This window comes from Rhodanobacter spathiphylli B39, assembly GCF_000264295.1.
Taxonomy (GTDB): Bacteria; Pseudomonadota; Gammaproteobacteria; order Xanthomonadales; family Rhodanobacteraceae; genus Rhodanobacter; species Rhodanobacter spathiphylli.
In genome coordinates this window covers 16947-36446 of record NZ_AJXT01000005.1, presented here as the reverse complement: position 1 = coordinate 36446, position 19500 = coordinate 16947, and the positions used below count along the sequence as shown (strand labels likewise).

11 protein-coding genes are annotated in these 19500 nt (G+C 68.3%); 7 read left to right on the top strand and 4 right to left on the bottom strand.

Annotated features, from left to right (window positions below):
- Window positions 1-203: 203 nt before the first annotated feature.
- The 3 genes from UU7_RS04105 (at window position 204) to UU7_RS04095 (ending at window position 8690) form a co-directional block, all read left to right on the top strand.
- Window positions 204-2804: a glycosyltransferase family 2 protein gene (locus tag UU7_RS04105; protein WP_007805630.1), complete on the top strand. Its 2601-nt coding sequence runs from the start codon at window positions 204-206 to the stop codon at window positions 2802-2804.
- Window positions 2805-2956: 152 nt separating this feature from the next.
- Complete coding sequence (locus tag UU7_RS04100) at window positions 2957-4729, top strand: autotransporter assembly complex protein TamA (protein WP_007805629.1); 1773 nt, start codon at window positions 2957-2959, stop codon at window positions 4727-4729.
- A 211-nt stretch (window positions 4730-4940) separates the two neighbouring features.
- A complete protein-coding gene (locus UU7_RS04095) occupies window positions 4941-8690 on the top strand; it encodes a translocation/assembly module TamB domain-containing protein (protein WP_007805627.1) in 3750 nt (1249 codons plus the stop codon).
- On the opposite strand, the gene UU7_RS04090 is transcribed toward UU7_RS04095, so the two are convergent.
- From UU7_RS04090 to UU7_RS04080, 3 genes are all read right to left on the bottom strand, one after another.
- The gene (locus UU7_RS04090) at window positions 8691-9398 is read right to left on the bottom strand and encodes an SDR family oxidoreductase (RefSeq protein ID WP_007805625.1); all 708 of its coding nucleotides are present in this window, start codon (window positions 9396-9398) and stop codon (window positions 8691-8693) included.
- A gap of 93 nt (window positions 9399-9491) precedes the next feature.
- Window positions 9492-10637, bottom strand: coding sequence for an HlyD family secretion protein (locus UU7_RS04085; protein ID WP_007805623.1), 1146 nt, complete (start codon window positions 10635-10637; stop codon window positions 9492-9494).
- Window positions 10634-11230, bottom strand: coding sequence for a TetR/AcrR family transcriptional regulator (locus UU7_RS04080; protein WP_007805622.1), 597 nt, complete (start codon window positions 11228-11230; stop codon window positions 10634-10636). The genes UU7_RS04085 and UU7_RS04080 overlap by 4 nt, the downstream gene beginning before the upstream one ends.
- 65 nt (window positions 11231-11295) lie before the next feature.
- Here UU7_RS04080 and UU7_RS04075 point away from each other — a divergent pair, with 65 nt between their 5' ends.
- From UU7_RS04075 to UU7_RS04060, 4 genes are all read left to right on the top strand, one after another.
- Window positions 11296-12894, top strand: coding sequence for a DHA2 family efflux MFS transporter permease subunit (locus UU7_RS04075; RefSeq protein WP_238530882.1), 1599 nt, complete (start codon window positions 11296-11298; stop codon window positions 12892-12894).
- A gap of 112 nt (window positions 12895-13006) precedes the next feature.
- Window positions 13007-13498: a DUF4019 domain-containing protein gene (locus UU7_RS04070; RefSeq protein ID WP_007805620.1), complete on the top strand. Its 492-nt coding sequence runs from the start codon at window positions 13007-13009 to the stop codon at window positions 13496-13498.
- Window positions 13499-13614: 116 nt separating this feature from the next.
- A complete protein-coding gene (locus UU7_RS04065; RefSeq protein WP_007805619.1) occupies window positions 13615-15666 on the top strand; it encodes a M13 family metallopeptidase in 2052 nt (683 codons plus the stop codon).
- Between the two features lie 214 nt (window positions 15667-15880).
- Window positions 15881-18913 (top strand): ligand-binding sensor domain-containing diguanylate cyclase, encoded by a 3033-nt coding sequence (locus UU7_RS04060; protein ID WP_007805613.1) that lies wholly within the window; start codon window positions 15881-15883, stop codon window positions 18911-18913.
- Window positions 18914-18946: 33 nt separating this feature from the next.
- Here the strand turns inward: UU7_RS04060 and UU7_RS04055 are convergent, their stop codons facing one another.
- Window positions 18947-19393 (bottom strand): DUF1801 domain-containing protein, encoded by a 447-nt coding sequence (locus tag UU7_RS04055; protein WP_007805612.1) that lies wholly within the window; start codon window positions 19391-19393, stop codon window positions 18947-18949.
- Between the last annotated feature and the right edge of the window lie 107 nt (window positions 19394-19500).

Below are 19500 nucleotides of genomic sequence, written 5' to 3'. Positions count from 1 at the left end.
GCCCGAGCCAGTCACAATCTCGACCCGGTCGCCGCAACCACCGGCCGACAAGCTCCCGCGGAGGCAGCCGCGTCCGGCCTCGCGAAAGCCATCGCTTGCGGACGGATTTGTCCCCCGCCCGGGGATTCATTGGCCGTTGGTCTCAAATTCGCTAAGCTTCTGCGGCTCGGTCGCCAGTCCGGCGAAGCCTCCCTGGGGATCTCTTGAGCATCACCGCAGCAAACCACAACAGCCGATATCCGCTGCTCACTGCGATCCTGCTCGCGCTGGTCGTGGCGGCGATGAACATCGGGCTGTGGTGGTACGGCAACCTGCCGCATGGTCCGGATGACTGGCACGGCAGGATCGGCGGTTTCTCGCTGTCGGTGTTCCAGCGCTACCAGAGCCCGTTCAAGCAGGACTATCCCAGCAGCGACGACATCGCGGCCGACCTGAAGCTGCTGCACAAGTACAGCGACCGCGTGCGCACGTACACCATGCAGCAGAACCCGCAGATGTACCGGCTGGCGCAGGCCGAAGGCCTGAAGGTGATGGCCGGTGCCGAGATCGACAAGCGGCTGGACAACAACGAGCGCGAGATCGAGCTGCTGATCGCCAAGGCGCGCGCCTATCCGGACACGATCACCCGCGTCATCGTGGGCAACGAGGTGCTGTTCCGCAACGACCTCACGCCGGAACAGATGATGACCTATCTGGACCGGGTGCGTGCGGCCGTGCACCAGCCGGTGTCGATCGCCGAGCCGGACTACATCTGGCTGAAGTATCCCGAGCTGGCGCGGCATGTCGATTTCATCACCATCCATCTGTTCCCGTTCTGGAACGGCGTCGCGCGCAAGGATTCGGTGCCGGCCGCGCTGGGCGCCTACCAGCAGGTCCGCCAGCACTTCCCGGACAAGCCCGTGGTGGTCGGCGAAATCGGCTGGCCGTCGAACGGTGACCGGCACGAGTACGCCGACCCGTCGGTGTCCAACGAGGCGATCTTCATCCGCGACTGGATGAACGTCGCCAAGCAGCAGCACATCGACTACTACCTGCTCGAAGCGTTCGACCAGCCGTGGAAGGAAAACCTGGGCGAAGGCCGCACCGGCGCGTACTGGGGCATGTTCAACGCCGACCGCCAGATGAAGTTCCCGCTGACTGGCCCGGTCACCGAGGACACCGGCTGGCCGTGGAAGGCACTGGCTGCCAGCCTGCTGGCGCTGTTGCCGATGATCCTGTTCGCCCGCCGCTTCAGCCGCTTCCGGCTGATGGGCAAGTTGTTCTTCTGCATGCTGATCCAGCTGGCCTGCGGCCTGCTGACCTGGTCGGCCACGCTGCCGTTCAACTTCTACCTGAGCTGGGTCGACTGGACCATGCTCACCTTGTTGTTCCCCGCGCAGATCGCGATCCTGGCGATCCTGCTGATCAACGGCTTCGAGTTCACCGAGGTGCTGTGGCGGCCGAAATGGATGCGCCATGCCGGCATGCTCACGCCCGATCCGCCGGAGAAGCAGCCGTTCGTGTCGATCCACCTGGCCTGCTACAACGAGCCGCCGGAGATGGTGATCATCACCCTCGACTCGCTGGCCGCGCTGGACTACGCGAACTTCGAAGTCCTGGTGATCGACAACAACACCAAGGACCCGGCGGTGTGGCAGCCGGTGCAGGCCTACTGCGAGAAGCTGGGCAAGCGCTTCCGCTTCTTCCACCTGGAACCGTGGCCGGGCTACAAGGCTGGCGCGCTGAACTTCGGCCTCAAGGAAACCGATCCGGCCGCCGACGTGGTGGCGGTGATCGACGCCGATTACGAGGTGCGCGCCGACTGGCTGGCCACGCTCACCGGCTACTTCCACGACCCGAAGGTGGCCGTGGTGCAGTGCCCGCAGGCGCATCGCGAGTTCGAGCACAACGCGTTCCGCCGAATGACCGCGTGGGAATACGACGGCTTCTTCCGCATCGGCATGCACCACCGCAACGAGCGCAACGCGATCATCCAGCACGGCACCATGACCATGGTCCGGCGCACCGCGCTGGAAGGCACCGGCGGCTGGTCCGAGTGGACCATCTGCGAGGATGCCGAGCTGGGCCTGCGCCTGATGCACGCGGGCTACGAGCTGGTCTACGTCGACGAGCTGATGGGCAAGGGCCTGACCCCGGCCGACTTCAAGGCGTACAAGAGCCAGCGCTACCGCTGGGCCTTCGGCGCGATGCAGATCCTCAAGGGGCGCTGGGACTGGATGACGCAGCGAGGGCCGCTTTCGGCCGGCCAGCGCTTCCACTTCCTCACCGGCTGGTTCAGCTGGTTCGCCGACGCGCTGCACCTGATCTTCACCCTGATGGCGCTGTTCTGGACCGCGGGCATGATTGCGTATCCGCAATACTTCAGCCTGCCGATGCAGCTGTTCCTGATCCCGGTGATCGGCTTCTTCTTCGCCAAGGCGATCTTCGGCATCGTGCTGTATCGCGCCCGCGTCCCGTGCAGCTGGTACGACACGCTGATGGCGTCGCTGGCCAGCATGGGCCTGTCCCACGCGATCGCCCGGGGCATCCTGCACGGCCTCACCCGCGAGAAGACCTCGTTCGTGGTGACCGCCAAGAGCCGGCGCCTGGGCGGCAGCAACTTCGCCGCCTTCGCCCCGGTGCGCGAAGAGCTGCTGATGGCGATCGCGCTGGCGCTGTGCGTGATCGGCATGGCGCTGGGCTACGGCACGCGCTACATCGAGGGCACCTTGTGGATGTTCATCCTCGCCGCGCAATCGATTCCGTACGTGTCGGCGGTGATCGGTGCATGGATCGCGCACAAGGCCGGCGACAAGGCCGGTTGATGCGCCCGTTGATATCGCCTCGGCGATATCAACAAATCAAGCATGACGCCCTGGCGCTCAGGAAATCCGTCATGCTTCATACGAAGCCAACAACTCCTTGGGTAAGCTGCCCTCACCCCCGCGAACACGCCATCGAGGACGGAACCCCACGCATGCGCCGATCCCCACGACGCCTGAGCCTGCTGCTGCCGCTGGTGCTGTGGGCTACCGCAGCCCACGCCGGCGTGCAGTTGACGGTGGATGGCGTGGCGGACCCGTTGAAGGCCGCGGCGATTTCCGGTGTCGAGCTGTCGCAATACGCGAAACGCGAGGTGAGCGACGCCCAGATCCGGCGCCTGGTCGAACGCGCGCCCGACCAGGTCAAGGCGGCGCTGCAACCCTACGGCTATTACGACGCCACCGTCACCGACGAGCTGCAGCAGGTCGGCAGGGACTGGCACGTGACCCTGCACGTGAAGCCGGGCGAACCGGTGAAGGTCACCGACGTCGAACTGCAGCTGGACGATTCCGCGTCGAAGATCGCCCCGCTGCGCCGGGCCCGGCGCGCGATCGAACGACTCAAGGGCCAGACCCTCGACCATGGCGCCTACGAACACGCGCGCGACGCGCTGAGCGCCCAGCTCACCGCCAACGGCTTCCTCGACGCGCGCCTGGTCACCCATCGCGTCGAGGTGAACCGCGCCAACCACAGCGCGGCGATCAGGCTGGCATGGGATGCGGGCCCGCGCTTCCGCTACGGCCGGGTGCACTTCGAGGGTTCGCAGTTCAACGACGGCTTCCTCGACCGCTACGTGCCGTTCAAGCCCGGCGACTACTTCGCCCAGGACCAGTTGCTGGTCTTGCAGCAGGCCCTGAACGGGGCCGACTACTTCGCGGTGGTCAACGTGTTGCCGGACATCGACGAGGCGAAGGATGGCGTGGTCGACGTCACCGTGCAGCTGGCGCCGGCAAAGCGCTCGATCTACACCGGAGGCCCGTTCATCGGCACCGACACCGGCTTCGGCGTGCGCGGCGGCCTCGAGCGGCGCTGGGTCAACCGCCGCGGGCACAAGTGGAAGAACGAACTGGTGCTGGCGCAGAAGCTGAAGACACTCTCCACGCTGTACTCGATCCCGATGCCGGGCGACAACCAGCGCAGCTACAACGTCGGCGCCAATTTCCGCGACGCCAACACCGCCACCTCGCAGTCGCGCACGCTGGAGCTGGTCGGCAACGAGACCCGCCAGTGGCATGGCTGGACGCGCACCGTGGGCGTGCATGCCCTGTCCGGCACCTTCACCGTGGGCAAGCGTGGCAACGAGCCCGACAGCGCACCCGGCATCGAGCACGGCCGCAGCACCCTGGTATTCGGCGAGGCCTCGCTGACCCGCAAGCAGGCCGACAACCCCGACTTCGTGCGCCGCGGCTGGCTGCTCGGCATGGCCGTGCGCAGCACCGCCGGCAGCCTGCTCTCCGACGCCAGCTTCAGCCAGTTCACCGCCGACGCGAAGTGGATCCGCGCGTTCGGCGCGAAATCGCGCAACCGGCTGATCCTGCGGGGCAGCTTCGGCATCACCCACACCGACGACTTTTCCGCGCTGCCGCCGCAGCTGCGTTTCTTCGCCGGCGGCGACCGTTCGGTGCGCGGTTACGGCTACCAGTCGATCGGGCCGCGCAACAGCGACGACCGCGTGATCGGCGGCACCAGCCTGCTGGTCGCCAGCAGCGAGGTCGAACACTACTTCACCCGCAACTGGGGCATGGCCGCCTTCGTCGACGCCGGCAACGCGTTCCGCGGCACCGACTACCGCCCGAAGATCGGCGCCGGCCTGGGCCTGCGCTGGCGCTCGCCGGTGGGCATGATCCGCGTCGACCTGGGCACGCCGATCCACGACGACCGCGCCCACGGCATCCAGCTGCATCTGGTGATCGGACCGGATTTGTGAGTGGCTGGCGCAGGCGGCCGCTCACAGGCGATCCAGGGATGGATCGCACGCGCATCGACCACGCCGTGGTCGATGCGGCGGAGCCGGGTTCGTGCAACGGACCCGGCGAGTTGCAAAAGGGCAGGACTGCCCTTTTGCAACTTTGGGTAGAAGGTGGCATCGCAAGAAGTAAAAAACGCAATAACCGAAGGAAACGGAAGGCATCGTATTCATGAAGTGGTTCAAGCGCATCGCCATCGCATTCGCCGCGCTGCTGCTGGTCGTGGCGGCGACGTTGTGGTGGCTGCTCGGCACCGGCGCGGGCCTGCGCTTCGCGCTGGCGCGGGCACAAGGCGCCACCGACGGCGCGCTGCAGGTGCGCCAGGCCACGGGTCGGCTGATCGGCCCGCTCGATCTCGCCGGCGTGCGCTATGACGACGGCAAGGGCACCGTGGTTTCGCTGGCCAAGGCGCATCTGGATCTGCGCCTGTGGCCGCTGCTGGCCAAGCGCGTCCACGTGCTGGCGCTGGACGCCGATGGCGTCGAGGCAAGCCTGCCCGCGCCTGCCGCCGACAAGGCCGAAAGCAGCGGCAGCTTTTCGCTGCAGCCGCCGCTGGAAATCATCTTCGATCGCGCACACGTGGGCAGCGTCAAGGTAAGCCAGGCCGGCAAGCCGGTGTTCGCCTCCGACCGGCTCGACCTTGCCGGCCGCTGGAGCAACCAGGGCATCGAGGTGCGTCAGCTGGCGCTGCAGGCGCCCGATGGACACGTCGACCTGGATGGCCTGCTGGTGCTGGGAACGCCCTACCACGGCAACGGCAAGGCCGCGTTCGCCTGGAAGGTCGGCACCACCGGATACGCCGGCAGCCTCGATGTGCGCAGCGACGGCAAACAGGCCACGCTGGATGTCAGGCTTACCGCACCGACGCCGCTGCGGTTGCAGCTGGCGTTGACCCAGGGCGGCGACTACGCCTGGACGGGCAAGCTCGACGCGCCGCGGTTCGATCCGCAACCCGTGCTGGGCGAAAGCTCGCTGAAGACCGTGGCGCTCGCACTGCAAGGCCATGGCGATCGCTACAGCGGCACGCTCGATGGCCGGCTGGAGCTCAATGACTATCAGCTCCTGCTGCAGCCGCTGCGGGCGTCGCTCAGCCGCGATTTCCAGGTGCTCACCCTGCATCAGCTCACGCTGGGCTCGCCGCAGATCAAGGGCAAGCTGGAAGCCAGCGGCAACGTGCAGCTGGGCGCCAAGCCGCTCGGCGCCGAGCTGGACATCCGCTGGAACGAGCTGCAACTGCCCGCTGCCCTGGTCGGCCAGGAACTGGCCAGCCAGGGCGAGCTCAAGGCCAGCGGCAGCGTCGACAGCTACCGCGCCAGCGGCGACGTGCGCATCGGCCCGCCCGGCAAGCTGGCGGCGCTCACGCTCGACCTCGACGGCACACCACAATGGATCAACCTGCACACGCTGGCGTTGAAGCAGGCCCGGGGCGGACTGCAGGCGAACGGCACGCTCACCCTGCAGCCGACGCTGGCCTGGCAGGCCGAAGCCAGTGCCGACCAGCTCGACCCGGGCCAATTGTTCGCCGGCTGGAACGGTGCGCTGGATTTCGACATCGCCAGCCACGGCAGCCTGCCGCCGAGCGGCCCGGACGCCACGCTGGAGATTCGCCGGCTGGGCGGCCAGCTGCGCCAGCGCGCCGTCAATGGCCGCGGCAAGCTGCACCTCTCGCCGGACGAGGTGGTGGACGGCCAGCTGGAGCTGGCCTCGGGCCGCAGCAGCATTCACCTGGTCGGCAAGCCCGGCAACAGCAACGATGTCGCGCTGGATCTGGCGGTCGCCTCGCTGGGCGACTGGCTGCCGGATGCCGGCGGACGTCTGGACGGCCATTTCACCATCGCCGGCAGGCCACCAGGCTTGAGCATCAACGGCCAGCTGCACGGGCAGGCCCTGTCATGGCAGCAGCAGAAGGCCGACAGCTTGCAGCTGATCGTGGGCGTGCCGGACATCAGCCATCCCGCCGGCAAGATCGACCTGCAGACCCGCAGCGTCTACCTGCAGGGCCTGCTGTTCCAGCAGGTGCACCTGCTGGCCGAGGGCAGCCAGTCCGACCATCGCCTGCAACTGGACGCCAGCGGCAGCCAGCTGTCGGGCCGGCTCGACCTGCGCGGTTCGCTGAAAGGCCCGCAATGGAAGGGCACGTTGTCCACGCTGGACCTGGCACCGCAGGGCATGCCGCCATGGCGGCTGCTGCGGCCGTCGCAGCTGGCCTACGACGACGGTGCGATGAGCCTGTCCGAACTGTGCCTCGGCGCGGGCGACCCGCAGCTGTGCCTGACCGCGGAACAGGACAAGTCCGGCAACCTCGACGCCGGTTACCGGCTGCAGGCGCTGCCACTAGCCCTGCTGCTGGATGCCACCGGCAACGCCGACCTGCCGATGCGCGCCGATGGCGTCCTGGAAGGCAGCGGCAAGCTGCGGCGCAGCGCGGCGGGCGCGCTCAGCGGCAACGCGTCGATCCATTCCGCGCAAGGCACCATCAGCTACACCGACCGCACCGACGAGCCGTTGCTGCATTACAGCCAGTTGCGTCTGGACGCGGCACTCGCACCGGGCGGACAACGGATCGAGGCCCACGCGGGACTCGATGACGGCGGCCGTCTGGACGGCCAGCTCACCATCACTGGCGCGCAGCAGGCGCTGGGTGGCCAGCTCGACCTGCGCCTCGACAACCTCGCCTTCATCGAGTTGTTCAGCAGCGAAGTGGCCGGGGTCAAGGGCAGCGCCAGCGGGAATTTCCGCTTCGGCGGCACGCTGAAGCAGCCGGCCGTCCTCGGCCAGGCCGACGTGACGGACCTCGCCGCGGAGTTGCCGTCGGCGGGACTCAAGCTGAGCGAAGGCCAGCTGGTGGTCAGCACCAGCGACGCCCGCCAGTTCCTGATCCGGGGCAGCGTGAAGTCGGGCAAGGGCAGCGTGGCGATCAACGGCAGCGCCGGGCTCGGCGAAGGGGCGCAAACCTCGTTGAGCCTCAAGGGCAGCCAGTTCACCGCGGTCGACATCCCCGCAGCCAGAGCCGTGATTTCGCCCGACCTCACCCTGAAGCAGGACGCCGGCGGCATCGAACTCGGTGGTTCGCTGGCCATCGACAGCGCCGACATCAATGCAGAGAAATTGCCCGGCGCCGGCGCGACCCAGGCCTCGCCCGACGTGCTCGTGGTCGACGAGAAGCAACAGCAGGAGGCCGCCAGCAAACTGCCGCTCAGCGCGGTGGTCAAGGTCGACCTCGGCCGCAGGACCCACGTGGTAGGCATGGGACTGAACGGCACCGTGACCGGCGTGCTCACGGTGATCGATCGCCCCGGCCGGGCCACCACCGGCCAGGGCCAGATCGCGGTGAACGGCACCTATCGCGCCTATGGCCAGGATCTCGCCATCCAGCACGGCCAGCTGCTGTTCGCCAGCACGCCGATCGACAATCCGGGCCTGAACATCCGCGCGGTGCGCAAGCTCAACCCGAACGCCACCATCGACGAAGGCCAGGAGGTCGGCCTGCTGGTGTCGGGCACCGCGCAGCGGCCGATCCTCACCGTGTTCTCCAACCCGGTGATGGAGCAGTCCGATGCGCTGTCCTACCTGGTCACCGGCAAGCCGCTGTCGCAGGTCAAGGGCGGCGAAGGCGACATGGTCGGCGCCGCCGCCCAGGCGCTGGGCTCGGCCACCGGCGACCTGCTGGCCAAGAGCATCGGCTCGAAACTGGGCGTCGACGACATCGGCGTGTCCAGCAACGAGGCACTGGGCGGCAGCTCCGCGTTCACCGTGGGCAAGTACCTGTCGCCGCGGCTGTACCTCAGCTACGGCGTGGGGCTGTTCGAACCCGGCGAAGTGATCACCCTGCGCTACCGGCTCAGCCGGCGCTGGAACTTCGAGGCCCAGCAGGCCACCGAATTCAGCCGCGCCAGCCTCAACTACCGCATCGAGAGATGATCAGCCGGCGCTGCCCAGATACGCCGACGGCGTCGCACCGAAGCCGGCCTTGACGTAGCGCGCGGTGTCGTCCGCCAGCACTTCCGAAGCGCCTGCCTCGATGCCGGCCAGCACTGCCTGCGCAATGTCCTCCGGCTTCGACTTCGGCGCCTCGACGGTCTTCACCATGTCGGTGTCGATGTAGCCGGCATGCACCGCGACGACCTGGGTGCCCTGCCCGCGCAGCTCGTTGCGCAAGCCGTTGGTGAGCGCCCACGCGGCGGCCTTGGAGACGGAGTAGTCCCCGGTGCCCGGCAGGCTGGCCCAGCTCAGGGCGGACAGCATGTTGACCAGCGCGCCACCGCCGTTGCGGCCCAGCACCGGCGCGAACGCGCGGCTCACCGCAAACACGCCATAGAGGTTGGTTTCCATCACGGCGCGCAATGCCTCCACGCCGTTGTCGCCGAGCAGGCTGTCGCCGCCGATGACGCCGGCGTTGTTGATCAGCAGGTCGACGTCGCCACACTGCGCGGCGGCCGCGGCGATGTCGGCGGGGTTGTTGACGTCGAGTCGCACCGGCACCAGGCCCTCCAGCGAAGGCACGGTCGAGGGATCGCGCGCGCCGGCGTAGACCTTGCGCGCGCCGGCGGCCAGCAGGGCCTTGGCATAAGCCAGCCCGAGGCCACGATTGGCGCCCGTGACGAAAGCGGTACTGTTCTGGATTTTCATGGATCGGACCTCGGAGTGTGGGAAGGAGACTTTGCTGGCCGCGATGCGCGCGGCCCATCCGTTTCTTGCGGGCGATGACGGTGTTGCGCCTGCTCAGCGCGCCGCCTGCATGGAGGGCGAGCCGTCCAGCTTCACGGTGACGGTGCTGGACAGGCCCGGCCGCAGCCGCGCCAGCGCCGCCTGGCCCGGATCGAAGCGGATGCGCACCGGCACCCGCTGCACGATCTTGGTGAAGTTGCCGGTGCCTGGCTCGAACGGCAGCAACGAGAACTGCGCGCCGGAACCTGGCGCGAAACTCTCGACGCGGCCGTGCAGGGCCTGACCGGGCAAGGCATCGACCTCCACCCTGACATCCTGGCCGACCACCATGCGGGTGGTCTGGGTTTCCTTGAAGTTGGCGATCACGTACAGCGCGTCCAGCGGCACCACGGTGAGCAGGCGCGAGCCCGGCTGCACGTAGTCGCCCGGTTCCACCTGGCGATCACCGACCACGCCGTCGATCGGCGCGCGGATCAAGGTGTTCGCCTGGTCCTGCCGGGCCAGCTCGAGCGCGGCCTTCGCGGTGGCGACGCCGGCCTCGGCCTGGGCAAGCCCGGCCTGCAGGGCGAGCCGGCTCGCGTGGGTCACCGACGCCGCGTCGCGGCTGACGGCAAACTGGGCGCGGCTGTGTTCCGCATTGGCCTGGGCGGTGATCGCCGCCGTGCGGAACTGTTCGGCCGCACTGCGCGACACCGCACCGCTGGCGATCAGTGCGTCGTAGCGTCGACGGTCGGCCTCGGCCTGTTTCTGCTGCGCATCGGACGAGCGGATGGAAGTCTGCGCCGCACGCATGTTCGAGCCCGCGAGGCGTTCCTGCGCGTCGAGCGCGACCAGTGCGGCCTTCGCCGCCGCGACCGCAGCCTGCGCGCTCTGCAGGTTCGCCGTGGCCGATGCCACGCGGGCATCGAACTCCTCCGCGTCGATGCGCAGCAACGGATCGCCCCGGTGCACGCGCTGGTCATGCTGCACCAGCACCGCGGCGACCAGCCCGCGCACCTTCGGCGCGACCACCGAGCTGTCGGCCTGCAGGTAGGCGTTGTCGGTGGACACGCTGCGCTTGGGCGCGGCGATCCACCAGGCGCCGGCGAGCGCGATCGCCAGGGCCACGGCCCCGACCAGCAGCGGCTTGCGCGCCCATGGTGTGCGGGGGAGCGCCGCGGCGGCGGTCGCGGGCGTGCCCGAGGTACCGTCGGCACTCATTGCTGCGACGCCTTCATGCCGAAGCGCTGCTTGAGCTGCGCACGCGAGGCGGCGAGGATCGCGTCGGAGCGTTTCGCATCCGGCTCGATGCGCGCCAATGAGAGCGCGCCGATCAGCTCGGCGATCATCGAACGTGCTGCGGCTTCCGGTTCGGCATGGCCCAGCGCCGACAACTTGTCAGCCAACCTCGCAGTGGATTGCTGCACGCCGAGCGCGAACTGTTCGCGCGCCGGCCCGGACAGCCGCGGCACGTCCGAGGCCAGCGCGGCCATCGGGCAGCCGAAGCCCCGTGCGTCGCGATGTTTCTTCGACAAATAGAAATCGACATAGGCCGCCAGCCCTTCGGCCGGGTCGCGTTCGGCGGTTTCGTGTTCCAGCCGCGCACTTGCCTGCGCGAACATCTGCCCGATCGCGGCGGCGACCAGCTCGTCCTTGGACTTGAAGTGGGCGTAAAAGCCGCCGTGGGTCAGCCCGGCCTCGGCCATCACGCCGGCCACGCCGACGCGATCCGGGCCGTCGCTGCGGATCGCGCGCGCCGCGGCCTGCAGCACCAGCTCGCGGGTCTTCTGCTTGTGTTCGGTGTCGTAGCGCATGACGGCCTCGCTTTTTAATATGATGAGAATCATACTATGATTCCACGACAATGCAAGAGCCGCCCGTGAATGCCCTTACCGCCCCGCCATCCCCGGCCGCCATCTCCCCCGCCGACCTGCCGCTGCCACGCAAATTCCTGATCTTCGGCGTGATGGCGTTCGGCATGTTCATGGCGCTGATCGACATCCAGATCGTCGCCGCCTCGCTCAACGAGATCCAGGCCGGACTCTCCGCCGGACCGGACGAGATCAGCTGGGTGCAGACCGGCTACCTGATGGCCGAACTGGTGATGATCCCGTTCTCCGCCTTCCTGGCGCAGGCGCTGTCGACGCGCTGGCTGTTCGCGCTGTCGGCCGCGCTGTTCACGCTCGCCAGCGCGCTGTGCGGAATGGCCTGGGACATCCAGTCGATGACCGTGTTCCGGGTGATCCAGGGCTTCGTCGGCGGCGCGATGGTGCCGACCGTGTTCGCCACCGGCTTCGCGCTGTTCAGCGGCAGGCAGCGCGCGCTGATCCCGGCGATCCTCGGCATGGTCTCGGTGCTGGCGCCGACGCTGGGGCCGACCGTGGGCGGCTGGCTCACCGAGGTGGTCGGCTGGCGCTCGATCTTCTACGTCAACATCGTGCCGGGCGTGGCCGTCGCCGTGCTGTCGATGCTGCTGGTGAGGGTGGACCGGCCGAACCTCGCGATGCTGAAGCAGATCGACTACGTGCACCTGATTGCGATGGCGGTGTTCCTCGGCGGACTCGAATACGTGCTGGAGGAAGGTCCGCGCCACGAGTGGCTGGGCGACCCCGCGATCGCCACGGCGGCATGGCTGTCGCTGGTGGGGTTCGCGCTGTTCCTGGAACGCTCGCTGCGCTCGTCCGGGCCGATCGTGCGGCTGTCGCCGTTCCGCCAGTCCACCTTCGTGCTGGCCTGCGTGCTCAGCCTGGTGATCGGTTTCGGGCTGTACGCGGCGACCTACCTGGTGCCGGTGTTCCTGGGCCGCGTGCGCGGCTACAACAGCCTGCAGATCGGCACCACGGTATTCGTCACCGGCCTGGCGCAGATCCTCAGCACGGTGGTGGCGGCGCGACTGTCGCAGCGCATCGACGCGCGCTGGACGATCAGCGCCGGCCTGCTGCTGTTCGCCGCCAGCCTGTGGATGTTTTCCGCGATGACGCCCGAATGGGGCTTCGCCGCGCTGTTCTGGCCGCAGGTGCTGCGCGGCTTCGCGATCATGCTGTGCATCGTGCCCAGCGTGAACATGGCCTTGAATGGTTTTGCCGCGGCCGAGCTGCGCTACGCCTCGGGCCTGTTCAACCTGATGCGCAACCTCGGCGGCGCGATCGGCATCGCGGTGGTCAACACCTGGCTGCAGGATCAGAGCCGCATCCACGTCGCGCGCTTCGGCGAGAACCTGGGCGAAAGCGGCCGCCATGCCGGCGACGTGGTCACGCAACTGGCCGGGCGGATCGGCCAGCTCACCACCGATTCCGCCCACGCCCTGCTGATGGCGCAGGGCGAGCTGGGCCGGCTGGTGTCGCGCACGGCGTTGACGCTCGCCTTCGACGACGTGTTCCGGCTGATGGCGTGGATGTTCGCCGCCGCGCTGCTGCTGGTGCCGTTCTGCCGCACCCCGCCGCATGCCGCCCAGGGTGCTGTCGTGGAAGCGCATTGAGGAGGGCAGTCCGCCCGTGCCGCCTTCCGGCCACCGGGACGTCGACGCGCGCGCCCGGACAGTGCAAGCTGTGCGGCACCGACCGACCTGCCACCTCATGGAGACCCATCGCATGTTCAAGAAGACCTTGCTGACCGCCCTGCTGCTCGGCGCCTCGGCCGGCGCGTTCGCGCAATCGCCGGCGCCGGCAACCCCGGCCAAGGCCCAGGCGACCAGCACGCTGACGCCACAGCAGAAGGCCTTGCTGGAAAAGCAGAACGTGCAGATGGCACGGGCCGCGCTGCGCATCGCGCAGATGGTCGACCAGAACCAGCTGGGCCAGATCTGGGACCAGTCCTCCAGCGTGGCGAAGCAGTCCACCAGCAAGAGCGATTTCGTGAGCGGCGTGAGTTCCGATCGCAGCAAGCTTGGCGCAGCAGGCGAACGCAGGCTGCAGGCGATCACCCGCACCGCCTCGAAGGGCGGCAAGGTGCCGGCCGGCATGTACGTCAACGTCAGCTATGCCACGCACTTCGCCAAGGCGCAGCGGCCGGTGCGCGAACTGATCTCGTTCCACCTGGACAGCGACAAGGTCTGGCGCGTGGCCGGCTACACCCTGCGCTGACGCCATCCGCCAACCGGCCGGCGTGGCGCAGCGCCGGCCGGCCATAGCCCACAGGTCATGCACACAACGCGGCACCGGCGCACTATCGTGGGACTTTCCCCGGTGGAGGCGTGATCATGCAACACATGCGATGGATACTCGGTGCCGCGATCCTGTGCGGCGCGCCGGCGTGGGCGGCCACGCCGGCCACCAGCCCGATCGGGATCGACCTGAAGGGCATCGACCACGGCGTGAAGCCGGGTGACGACTTCTTCCGCTACGCCAACGGCGACTGGCTGAAGACCGCGAAGATTCCCGCCGACCGCTCCAGCACCGGCAGCTTCCTCAAGGTGTTCGAGCAGTCCGAAAAGGACACCGCCGAACTGATCCGCAACGCCGGCGCCAGCCACCCCGCCGCCGGCAGCAATGCACGCAGGATCGCCGATTACTATGCCGCCTGGATGGACACCGCGACGATCGAGAAGCATGGCCTGTCCGCGATCAGGCCCGAGCTGGCGCAGATCGACGCGATCGCCTCGCGCGCGGACCTGGCCCGCGTGCTGGGCAGCCGCCTGCGCGCCGATGTCGATCCGCTCAACGCCACCAACTACCACACGCAGAACCTGTTCGGCCTGTTCGTCACGCAGGGGCTGGAGGACCCGTCGCACCACGTCGCCTACCTGCTGCAGGGCGGCATCGCACTGCCCAGCCGCGACTATTACCTGTCCGATGATCCGCACATGGTCGCGGCCCGCGGCAAGTACCTGAGCTATGTCGGCGCCTTGCTGCAGCAGGCCGGCTTCGCCGATGCGCAGGCCAGGGCAAAGGCCATCGTCGCGCTGGAAACGAAGATCGCCAAGGCGCAGGCCAGCCTGCTCGACAGCGAGAACGTGCACAAGGCCAACAACCTGTGGCGCACGGCCGACTTCGCCAGCAAGGCGCCCGGACTGGACTGGCCTGCCTACTTCAAGGCGGCCGGCCTCGACGACCAGTCGCAGATCGACGCGTGGCAGCCCGGCGCGATCACCGGCCTGTCCGCGCTCACCGCCAGCGAGCCGCTGCAGGCGTGGAAGGACCTGCTCAGCTTCCACACCATCAACCACGCAGCCGGCCTGCTGCCCAAGGCGTACGCCGACCTCAACTTCGATTTCTACGTGCGCACCCTGCAGGGCACGCCGGTGCAGCAACCGCGCTGGAAGCGTGCCGTGGGCGCCACCAGCAACGCGCTGGGCGATGCCGTGGGCCAGTTGTATGTGAAGCACTACTTCCCGGCCTCGTCGAAGGCGGAAATCGAACAGCTGGTGAAGAACCTGATCGCCGCGTTCCACGACCGCATCGACACGCTGAGCTGGATGACACCCGCCACGCGGGCGAAAGCCCAGGCGAAACTCGCCACCTTGCGCGTGGGCGTGGGCTATCCGGAAACCTGGCGCGATTACGGCAAGCTGGACATCCGTGCCGATGACGCACTGGGCAACCAGCTTCGCGCGGAGAAGTTCGAGTACGAGCACCAGCGCGCCAAGCTCGGCCAGAGCGTCGACAAGGCCGAGTGGTGGATGACCCCGCAGACGGTCAACGCGGTGAACCTGCCGCTGCAGAACGCACTGAACTTCCCCGCCGCGATCCTGCAGCCGCCGTTCTTCGACCCGAAGGCCGATGCGGCCGCAAACTACGGCGCCATCGGCTCGATCATCGGCCATGAGATCAGCCACAGCTTCGACAACCTCGGCGCCGAATTCGACGACCAGGGCAAGCTGGCCAACTGGTGGACGCCGGAAGACCTGGCCCACTTCAAGGCGGCCGGCCAGCAGCTGGTCGAGCAGTTCAACCAGTACGAGCCGCTGCCCGGCCTGCACGTCGATGGCGAGCAGACCCTGGGGGAAAACATCGCCGACGTTTCCGGCCTCACCATCGCCTACCTCGCCTACCAGAAGTCCCTGGGGGGCAAGCCTGCGCCGGTGATCGACGGACTTACCGGCGACCAGCGCTTCTTCCTCGCCTTCGGCCAGGCCTGGCGCGGCAAGATCCGCGACGCGGCCCAGCGCCAGCGTCTGGCCACCGACGTGCACGCGCCCGGCGACTTCCGTGCCGAAACCGTGCGCAACCTCGACCCGTGGTATCCCGCCTTCGAGGTGAAGCCGGGCGAGAAGCTGTACCTGGCGCCGAAGGATCGGGTCAGGATCTGGTAAGCGGCGCTTCCGGACCGACCTCCCGCGGGCTGCACCCAGGTGCAGCCCGCTTTCCGGAGGCACATCGGCGTGCACGCGCCCCGGCCTGTTCCTGTGGTCGCAGCGGACAACCTGCGCGCAGCGCATCGGCGCTGCCCGGCAAACCATCAATGTTATTGTGCGAGAGAGCCGCCGCGGGGCGGCTTTCTTGTCGGGCAGGTCTGGAAAGAAATTGATGGTGATCCGATCGGGGTGGCTTGTACGCCTGGCCATGGCGGCGGTGGTGGCGGTGGCGCCGGTAGCGCCGAACGCCGCGACGACCCCGCCTACCCAGCCGCTCGACCTGTTCGATCTCGGCGCACCGTCGTTCACGACCTTCACCACGCGCGACGGCCTGCCCGACCCCGTCGCGGTCACCCTCGCGACCGATCGGCAAGGCATGGTCTGGGTGGGCACCCCGCACGGCCTGGCCTGGCATGACGGCAAGCGCTGGCATCCACTGGACGACCCCGCCCTGCACGGCTACGTCAGTCAGTTGTTCGTCGACGATGAAGGCACGCTGTGGGCCTGTGGCAGCGCATTCGGCCTGGCCCGTTACGACGGCAGGCACTGGCACGTCGAGGGTGCCGCCGACGGCTTGGCCACCAGCCACGTGCGGCGACTGGTCGAAACGGATCACCGGGGCGGCAGGCGGCTATGGGCGGTGAGCCCGAGTGACGGCCTGTTCTATCGCGATCACGGCCGCTGGCGGGCCGACCCGGGCAATGCCCAGCTGCCCGACGCCGGCTTCCTGGTGCTGGCGCAGACCCGCGACCTTTTCGGACACCCACGGCTGTGGGCCGGTTCGGTCAGCAGCGGCCTGTGGTATCGCGAGGACGACGGCCCCTGGCAACACTTCAGCACGGCCGGCTTCGATGCGGGCAACGGCCTGGCCTACCTGCTGGCCACCCGCCACGAGGGGCGGGACGCGTTGTGGGTCTCCGTCTACAACTCGGGCCTGTGGCGACTGGACGAACATGGCGTGCGCCACTGGAGCGTGGAGTCCGGCGAGCTGCCGACCGACGTGCTCTATGACATGGTCGATACGCCGGTCGCCCATGGCGCGCACGCGCTGTGGGCATCCTCGCGCAATGGCCTGATCCGGATCTACCAGGACAAGGTGCAGGTGTTCGACCGTCGCCACGGCCTGCCGTCGAATGCCGTACGCGGAGTGAGCGCCTGGCGCAGTCCCAACGGCACCGCCGTGTTGTGGGTCGCCACCGAGGACGGCGTGGCGCGCGCCGCCGTGGACCAGGGCAACTGGAAGACGGTTTCGCTGCTGGGCGCCGCGCAGACCGGCGTGCTGGCCGTGCTGGTGGACCATGATCCGCAAGGCAACGAACGCCTGTGGGCCGGGTCGGACGGCGACGGCCTGGGCCTGTACGAGCGGGGCCACTGGCGCTACTTCAGCAAGTCCGGCGGGCAACTTGCCGATGCCGACGTGAACATGATCGCGCGGACCGACGACACGCAAGGCCGTGCCGCCGTCTGGCTGGGAACGGGCTCGGGGCGCCTGTTGCGCGTGCGCGACGACGCCACCTTCGAACCGGTGGCCACGCCCTGGCCACGCCAGCCCGGGCAACGCCTGAACGACATGCTCAGCCGCCGCATCGACGGCACGGTCGAGCAATGGTTCGCCACCGACGCCTCCGGCGTGTACCGGCTGCGCGGCGGCGTCTGGACGTCTTTCCGTCCGGACGGCGCCGTCGGCACCTGGTCGGTGGTGAAGTTGCTGGCGCAGACCACCGCCTACGGCCACGCCTGGTTATGGGCCACCAGCAACCAGGGGCTGGCCCGATTCGACGGAAAGAAGTGGACGCTGCTGGGCCGCGACATCGGCCTGCCCGGCACCGACCTGCTCGGCGTGCAGCTGATTCCCGATGCCCGTGGACGCCCGATCCTGTGGCTGGGCAGCACCCGTCACGGCTTGATCCGCGTCGACATCAGCGATCCACTGAAGCCGCGCACCCTGCCCGCCGACCTGCCGCCTTCGCCGGACCTGACCACCGATGGCGCGCTGGCCGACACTGGCGGCCGCATCTACGTCTGCACCGATTCGGGCGTGCAGGTGCTCAGCCCGGAGGCGGGTCGGTACCGCTCGCAGGTGTTCACCGTCCGCGATGGCATGGTCAACAACGAATGCAATCCCAACGCGCAGTTCATCGACACGCATGGGCGCTTCTGGACCGGCACGCTGGGCGGACTGATGGTGCACGACCCGGACGAGCAGAAGCCGGACCACGACCCCAAGCCGCTCAGGCTGGTCCAGGTGAAGCTGGACGACCAGCCCATGAACGGCGAGCGCTACACCATTCCACCCGGCCACCATGAGCTGCGCGTGGATTTCGCCCTGCTGACCTGGCAGCACGAGGACGAATCACGCTTCCGCACCTGGATCGAGGGCTTCAGCAAGGCGCCGGGCGCGTGGACGGCCGACAACTTCCGCGAGATTGGCGCGCTGCCGGCCGGCGACTATGTCCTGCATGTCGAAGGCCGGGATCATGCCGGCAACCTCAGCGAGCCCTTGCTGTTGCCGTTCACCGTCGAGCCGTACTGGTGGCAGCAGCTGTGGGCGCGGCTGCTGTTCGCTGCCGCGGGCCTCATCGCGATCTGCGCCTTGTGGGCCTGGCGCACGCTGGCGCTGCGCCGACGGCAGCACGCCCTGGAGCGCCGCATCGATGCCCGCACCAAGGCCTTGAACGACGCCAACCGGCAACTGCTGGAGCTGTCCCGCCGCGATGCGCTGACCGGCGTATTCAACCGTCGCTGGCTGATGGAATCCCTGCAGGCCATGCATGACGAGCGGCGCGGCGCGGTGGCGTCGATGATCTTCATCGACGTGGACCACTTCAAGCACTTCAACGACAGCTTCGGGCATCTGGTCGGCGACCAGGCGCTGCGCAGCGTGGCCGAAACCATCGGCCGATGCCTGCCGGCAAACGCCGTGCTGGCCCGCTACGGCGGCGAGGAGTTCGCCTGTCTGTTGTCCGACACGGAATTGCCGGCGGCGCACGAGCTGGCCGAGAAGATCCGCACCGAGGTGGCGCGGCATGCGGCGCACGACCCAGCCAGGACCACGCGCCAGATCACCATCAGCGTCGGCGTGGCCTGTCGGCGCCTGGAATCGGAAGCCGACGTGGAAATCCTGCTGCGCAAGGCCGATGAGGCGCAATACGAAGCCAAGCGCGCCGGCCGCAATTGCGTGCGCGACGCCTCGCCGGGGGCCTGACCGCAAACCTCGCCGGAGCGAGCCCGCCAGGCATCACCCGCCTCGGCGCGAACCCTGCTTCCGCTTTGCCGCATGCTCCGCCTGCGTGGCCACGTTGAGCGCCACCGCGGCGCGTATCAGCTGCCTGAAGGCGGAGGCGGGAATCCTGGCGTTCTCGTGCAGGTCGATGGCCCGCCGGGTGCCGCCGTCGAGGCTGGCATTGAAGAGCTTCTTCGGATCACTGACCGATGCGCCGCGGGCGAAGGTGAGCTTCACCTTGTCCTTGTACGACTCGCCGGTACAGACGATGCCCGCGTGCGACCACACCGGCGTTCCGCCCGAGGTGGGCTTGGCCCACTTCCACTCTTCGGTGATCTCCGGATCGGCCTCGCGGATCAGCTGGCGCACCTGCGCGAGCATCTCGCCGCGCCAGTCGTCCAGCGCCTCGATCCGCGCGGTGATCCTGGCGGAAGCGTCATCTGCCGCGGCTTTCGTTGTCATGCCGGCTCCTGTCTGCTGACGGCCTGGCGGCCAGGGAAAGCGGAGCATAACCGGCCTTCGGCCCCGCATTGCATGAGGCCGCTGCAGGCGGTATAACATGCGTTATA

Excerpts from the sequence above, each read along its gene's own strand:
- UU7_RS04100 (WP_007805629.1), top strand. The coding sequence starts at position 2,957 with ATGCGCCGATCCCCACGACGCCTGAGCCTGCTGCTGCCGCTGGTGCTG.
- UU7_RS04095 (WP_007805627.1), top strand. The coding sequence starts at position 4,941 with ATGAAGTGGTTCAAGCGCATCGCCATCGCATTCGCCGCGCTGCTGCTG.
- UU7_RS04090 (WP_007805625.1), bottom strand. The coding sequence starts at position 9,398 with ATGAAAATCCAGAACAGTACCGCTTTCGTCACGGGCGCCAATCGTGGC.
- UU7_RS04085 (WP_007805623.1), bottom strand. The coding sequence starts at position 10,637 with ATGAGTGCCGACGGTACCTCGGGCACGCCCGCGACCGCCGCCGCGGCG.
- UU7_RS04080 (WP_007805622.1), bottom strand. The coding sequence starts at position 11,230 with ATGCGCTACGACACCGAACACAAGCAGAAGACCCGCGAGCTGGTGCTG.
- UU7_RS04070 (WP_007805620.1), top strand. The coding sequence starts at position 13,007 with ATGTTCAAGAAGACCTTGCTGACCGCCCTGCTGCTCGGCGCCTCGGCC.
- UU7_RS04065 (WP_007805619.1), top strand. The coding sequence starts at position 13,615 with ATGCAACACATGCGATGGATACTCGGTGCCGCGATCCTGTGCGGCGCG.
- UU7_RS04060 (WP_007805613.1), top strand. The coding sequence starts at position 15,881 with ATGGTGATCCGATCGGGGTGGCTTGTACGCCTGGCCATGGCGGCGGTG.
- UU7_RS04055 (WP_007805612.1), bottom strand. The coding sequence starts at position 19,393 with ATGACAACGAAAGCCGCGGCAGATGACGCTTCCGCCAGGATCACCGCG.